General features: G+C 53.5%; 5 protein-coding genes. 2 read left to right on the forward strand and 3 right to left on the reverse strand.

From position 1 onward, the window contains the following. Positions 1–149: 149 nt before the first annotated feature. From B2Z72_RS12590 to yaaA, 3 genes are all read right to left on the reverse strand, one after another. The gene (locus B2Z72_RS12590) at positions 150–713 is read right to left on the reverse strand and encodes a DUF2238 domain-containing protein (RefSeq protein WP_296981957.1); all 564 of its coding nucleotides are present in this window, start codon (positions 711–713) and stop codon (positions 150–152) included. 201 nt (positions 714–914) lie between these two features. After that, on the reverse strand, positions 915–1,505 hold the full coding sequence (locus B2Z72_RS12595; RefSeq protein ID WP_296981955.1) for a YajG family lipoprotein: 591 nt from the start codon (positions 1,503–1,505) through the stop codon (positions 915–917). Next, positions 1,498–2,286: a peroxide stress protein YaaA gene (gene yaaA, locus B2Z72_RS12600; RefSeq protein ID WP_297004962.1), complete on the reverse strand. Its 789-nt coding sequence runs from the start codon at positions 2,284–2,286 to the stop codon at positions 1,498–1,500. Before yaaA ends, B2Z72_RS12595 begins: the two co-directional genes overlap by 8 nt. Before the next feature lie 60 nt (positions 2,287–2,346). On the opposite strand from yaaA, the gene B2Z72_RS12605 reads away from it, so the two are divergent. Next, a complete protein-coding gene (locus B2Z72_RS12605; RefSeq protein ID WP_297004966.1) occupies positions 2,347–3,033 on the forward strand; it encodes an adenosylcobinamide amidohydrolase in 687 nt (228 codons plus the stop codon). Between the two features lie 154 nt (positions 3,034–3,187). Then, the gene (locus tag B2Z72_RS12610; protein ID WP_297004969.1) at positions 3,188–5,062 is read left to right on the forward strand and encodes a long-chain-acyl-CoA synthetase; all 1,875 of its coding nucleotides are present in this window, start codon (positions 3,188–3,190) and stop codon (positions 5,060–5,062) included. Positions 5,063–5,100: the final 38 nt, after the last annotated feature.

A 5,100-nucleotide genomic window follows, 5' to 3' on the forward strand; every position in this document is an offset into this window, starting at 1 on the left:
TTAAACTGTGGGACAGCAGTGCGCGACAGCGGGGTTTTTTATATCTCACAATATGGCCATCAGTCAGCGCTGCGATCTGTTTTCCGACTGAGTCGCTGAGCCTTATTTCAGGTCTGCATGATCGCCTTTAAGAGCCCACTTTAACGCAACTATTTTAACGCAACCCCTGCAGCACAGACCGCACCCAGTAAATCGGCCAGCATATCTTTCTGTGCATCCCAGATATCGCCTTGGGCACCGAGAAAACTGATCCCGCTTTCACCCTCTTCTGTCACCGCATAAACCCATTCAATGATTTCATAAACAGCGGCCACAGTACCGATGGCAAACACAGCGAACATGACCGCCAATGCTTTACCCGCCAGCTGTCTGCGGATTATAAATTCACTGATGGGCAAAACGAAAAAACCGACCATAAAATGACCAATCCTGTCATAAGGATTGCGCTCAAGCCCGAGCAAATCCATCACCCCGGAAAACGGCACCAGGGCAAAAGTGTAATGGGCACCCACGGTATGCCAGGCCAGAGGCAAAAAAACCGCCGCGTAAGACAGCAGACTGAAACGAAACCATTTCTGCGTGGCCAGCAGCGCAAAGTACAACAGCAGCAAAGGTGTGACCTCGGCGTACCACACAGCCCGGTCGGCAACCTGCCAACCCATTACCACAAAAAACAGCGCGTAGGCGGCAAACAACAGCTGAACGGCGTTCATTGGTATTCCTCTCCATACAAAAAACAGGGCCTGAAAAACAGGAACAGAAAAGCAGATGCCGACCTTAACAGACTTTTAAACCATAAACTTTTAAACCAGAACCCCAGAGCCCCAGAGCCCCAGAGCCCCAGAAACAATAAACCCTGCACAAGGCAGGGTTTGTTGCTTTATAGAACGGCCCGTTTACCGGCCAGTCTCAGATCAGATATTTACTTCGAGCGCATTCAGCAGTTCGCCATCTGTGAAAATATGATTCCACAGTTTATCCAGCGCACTGTTTACCCATTCCTGATTGTATTGAGCGACTGGTGAGGCTGCCAGCGAGCGGGTTTCATTCACGCGGTAAGGCTTGCTGAAGGTTTTATTGCCATTAATAACCGTCAGCGCCAGATCAATATTGATGCTGCATTCGTTGACGACAACCCCTTCATTGCACTGATAGGCGAAGCGGTTGACGTTCATCTGAACTTTCACCGGTTCCACAGGGGAAGAGCCGCCAAAACCCAGTTTCTGTAAGGAGGCCTGCAGTTTATCGGACAGACTGTCTTTCAACGGACGGTCAGACAGCAGCGGAGAATTCTCCGGCGCACGCCCTCCCCGGGTTCCGAGAAAATCGGCTCCAATTCCGCGATCATCAATCACCCGCACCAGCGCGTCGCGGTGAGTTGCCGGCTGTCCGGATGGTGTTGTTACCTCATCATTGAGCGCGATGGTTTGTGGCGCCAGTACACAGCCGGTCAGGCTGCTGGCAAGAACCACTGCAGCAGTGGTGGTAACAATCGTCTTAAGCATTTGGTAGATCCTTTTCTGCGCGTTTGAATACCAGGGTATCAGTGCTGGATTCTTCTTCTGAAAAACGGTAACCGGCCACATCAAACTGAAGCAGCTTTGCCGGAGAATCAATGCGCTTTTCAATCAACCAGCGGGTCATCAGACCCCGGGCTTTTTTAGCGTAAAAGCTGATGATTTTGTATTTGCCGTTTTTCTCATCTTTGAAAACCGGCGTAATCAGCTCTGCATTCAGATTTTTCGGCTTAACGGCGCCGAAATATTCATTGGATGCCAGATTAACGACCACTTTTTGTTTGTGTTGTTCCAGCTCTTTGTTCAGAGCGTCGGTAATGTCATCACCCCAGAAGGTGTAAAGATCCTTCCCCTGCGGGTTTTTCAGCCTGGTGCCCATTTCCAGACGGTATGGCTGAATCAGGTCCAGCGGGCGCAGAACACCATACAGTCCGCTGAGAATACGCACATGCTGCTGAGCAAAATCCAGCTGCTTTTCGTTCAGCTGATCGGCTTCGAGACCCGTATAAACATCACCTTTAAACGCCAGCACCGCAGGCTTGGCATTGTCTGCGGTGAACGGCAGTTGCCAGTCGTGGTAACGCTGTACGTTCAGCTCAGACAACTTGTCGCTCAGCTTCATCAGCGCACCCAGTTCCTGTGGCGAATATTTGCGCAGCACGTCAATCAGTTGCGCTGACTGATCAAGAAAAATCCCCTGTGTAGCTTTGTCCGTGGTCGGTGGCGTGTCAAAATCCAGAGTCTTGGCCGGCGACAATAAAGTCAGCATGTTGAATTCCTGTGTAACCTTAAGGGCTGTAACTGGCCCCATAATAACGAGTACGGGCAAATGTCCCAAATTAAGCTGATTAATCACCCTGATTACATTGTTCTGCTCGCCCCCCAGACCTGCCATGTGCTGAGCTCCGCTGTACTTAATGGCGGTATGAGTCAGACCCGTTCACTGCTCAATCTAAGGGTCGATAAACACCAGCCACCACCCTGGCCGGAGCCGGCAGATACGCTGCAGGCAATGGCCATGGAGCTTGAGCTGGCGATGCCGGTCACAGGCATGATGACCGCGGCTTCCATGAAATCACTCAGCTACCGCCGCGAAGGCGATGACACCCTGTGGGTGGAATGCTGGGTCACCTGTGGCCTCAGCAACCTGCTGCGCTGCGGTGACCCCACGATGCTCAGCCCTGAAGAGAAGCCCAGAGCCGGCACCATCAATATTTTTCTCTTTGTCAGCCAGCCATTAAGCCCACAAGCCATGACCGAGGCGCTGATTCTGCTGACAGAAAGTAAAGTCACAGCCGTCCGCGACGCCGGCCTGATCAGCCCGCTGTCCGGCTTACCTGCCAGCGGCACAGGTACAGACAGTCACGCCGTGTTCTGCCCGGACACTGACTCTGAAAGCCTTCAGTATTGTGGAAAGCATACCCTGGCGGGCGAACTGATCGGCCGTGCCGTAACGGCGGCCTGTGCCGACAGTATCTCTTTATGCCAGCAGGCTGCTGCGTCTGGCGACAGCTGACCCTGTAAATCTCACCAGTGCCGATACACTGTGCCTGCACACGCGCGGCTGTTGATCACGCCGGGAGATCAATGCGCGTGCTGCGGGCATAACGCCACGGATGCGCCCCCGGCCAGACAATTTTAATAATAAAAAATCACCACAGGTCTTCTTTATGAATCGTACAGTGACGTCAGCCAACGGCTTCACCGCCGCGGACGCCCAGCCGGTAGCGGAGAAAATCCGCAATGTATCCTTTCTTAATGTCGTTCGTGGTGCCATCGCCATCATTCCTGAATTACCCACAACCCTGCGCGGTGTAACGGCCCTGCTGACGACCCGCCCGGAAAAAAAGAAATCCATCGGTTTATTACTGGAACAACACGCGGCCCTGCAACCTGATCATGTCGCGCTGCGCTATCATCAACAGACCCTGACCTATCGGGAGCTGAATAAACGCGCCAATCGTCTTGCCCATTTATTAATGGCTCAGGGTGTGCGCTCCGGCGACAGCGTCGGTGTTCTGATGGAAAACCGCCCGGAGGCGCTCATTGCCGTATTGGCGACAGTTAAACTCGGCGCCGTTGCCGGTATGCTGAACACCTCGCAGCGCGGTGAAGTACTGGAGCACAGTATTCGTCTTATTCAGCCTAAGGTGCTGTTAAGTGGTGAGGAAATGACCGGCGCGCTGGCCAGCGTTGAACAGAAACTGTCGCTGGCACTGAAATCCCAGCTGTACTTTGTTGCCGACAGCGGGCAACAGGAGTGTCCGGCGTACTGCCTGAACCTGAACGATGCACTGGCGTCCATGCCGGATAATAATCCGACGACCACGCGTCAGGTGCGCATGCATCAGCCCTGCTATTACATTTTTACCTCAGGCACTACAGGCCTGCCCAAAGCCTCGGTGATGAGTCATTACCGCTGGTTTAAATCCATGGCGGGCATGGGGCTGGCTTCCATGCGCCTGAATAAACACGACGTGCTGTATGTCAGTCTGCCGCTGTATCACAACAACGCACTGACCGTCTCCCTTGCCGCCGTACTCGGCGCCGGGGCCTGTATTGCCATCGCGCGTAAATTCAGTGTGTCGCGCTTCTGGCAGGATATCCGCAGCCACAGGGCCACGGCCTTTTGTTATATCGGTGAACTTTGCCGCTACCTGTTGAATACACCAGCGTCAGAAGAAGACCGTCAGCACAACGTCCGGGTCATCATTGGCAACGGTCTGCGCCCGGACATCTGGATGGCATTTAAACAGCGCTTTGCCATCCGCCATATCAATGAATTTTACGGCGCCAGCGAATGCAATCTGGTCTTTACCAATGCGCTTAATCTGGATCAGACCGCGGGCCTGTGCCCACTATCTTACAACATCATCGACTACGACATTGAAAATGACGCCCCGACACGCAACAGCAAAGGCTTTATGCAGGCGGTAAAAAAAGGCGCCAGCGGCTTATTGATTACCGAGGTTAACGATAAACAGCCCTTCGACGGCTACACCGACGAAGATGCGAGCAATAAAAAGCTGTTGCGTGACGTATTCAAACAAGGCGATTGCTGGTTTAACACCGGCGATCTGGTGTTAAACCAGGGCTACCGTCATGTTGCCTTCGTGGACCGTCTGGGCGATACCTTCCGCTGGAAAGGCGAAAACGTCGCGACGACTGAGGTGGAATCCATTCTGATGGAATTTCCGGCCATCGAACATGCGGTTGTGTATGGCGTTGGATTACCGCACAGCGACGGCCGCGCCGGCATGGCAGCATTAACCCTGAAACGTAATCTGAGCATCGATCCGCGTGCCCTGCGCCAGCATTTACAGGAAAAGCTCCCGGCCTATGCCATTCCGCTTTTTATCCGTATCCAGCCTGAAGAAACCATCACCGGCACTTTTAAGTACCGCAAAGTGGAGCTGAAAAAAGAGGCCTTCCACCCCCATCTGACAACCGCTCCGCTGAGCTATTTGGCCGCTGACTCAGACCGCTATGAGTCGCTGACGGAGGCCGTATACAACGACATTATGCAGGGCCGGATCCGTTTCTGAGACTGCGTCCGCCGACAGCCGCTCTGACACAGCCGCTC

Origin of the sequence: Thalassolituus sp. UBA6592, assembly GCF_002433655.1 — a bacterium.
Taxonomy (GTDB): domain Bacteria; phylum Pseudomonadota; class Gammaproteobacteria; order Pseudomonadales; family Oceanobacteraceae; genus Venatoribacter.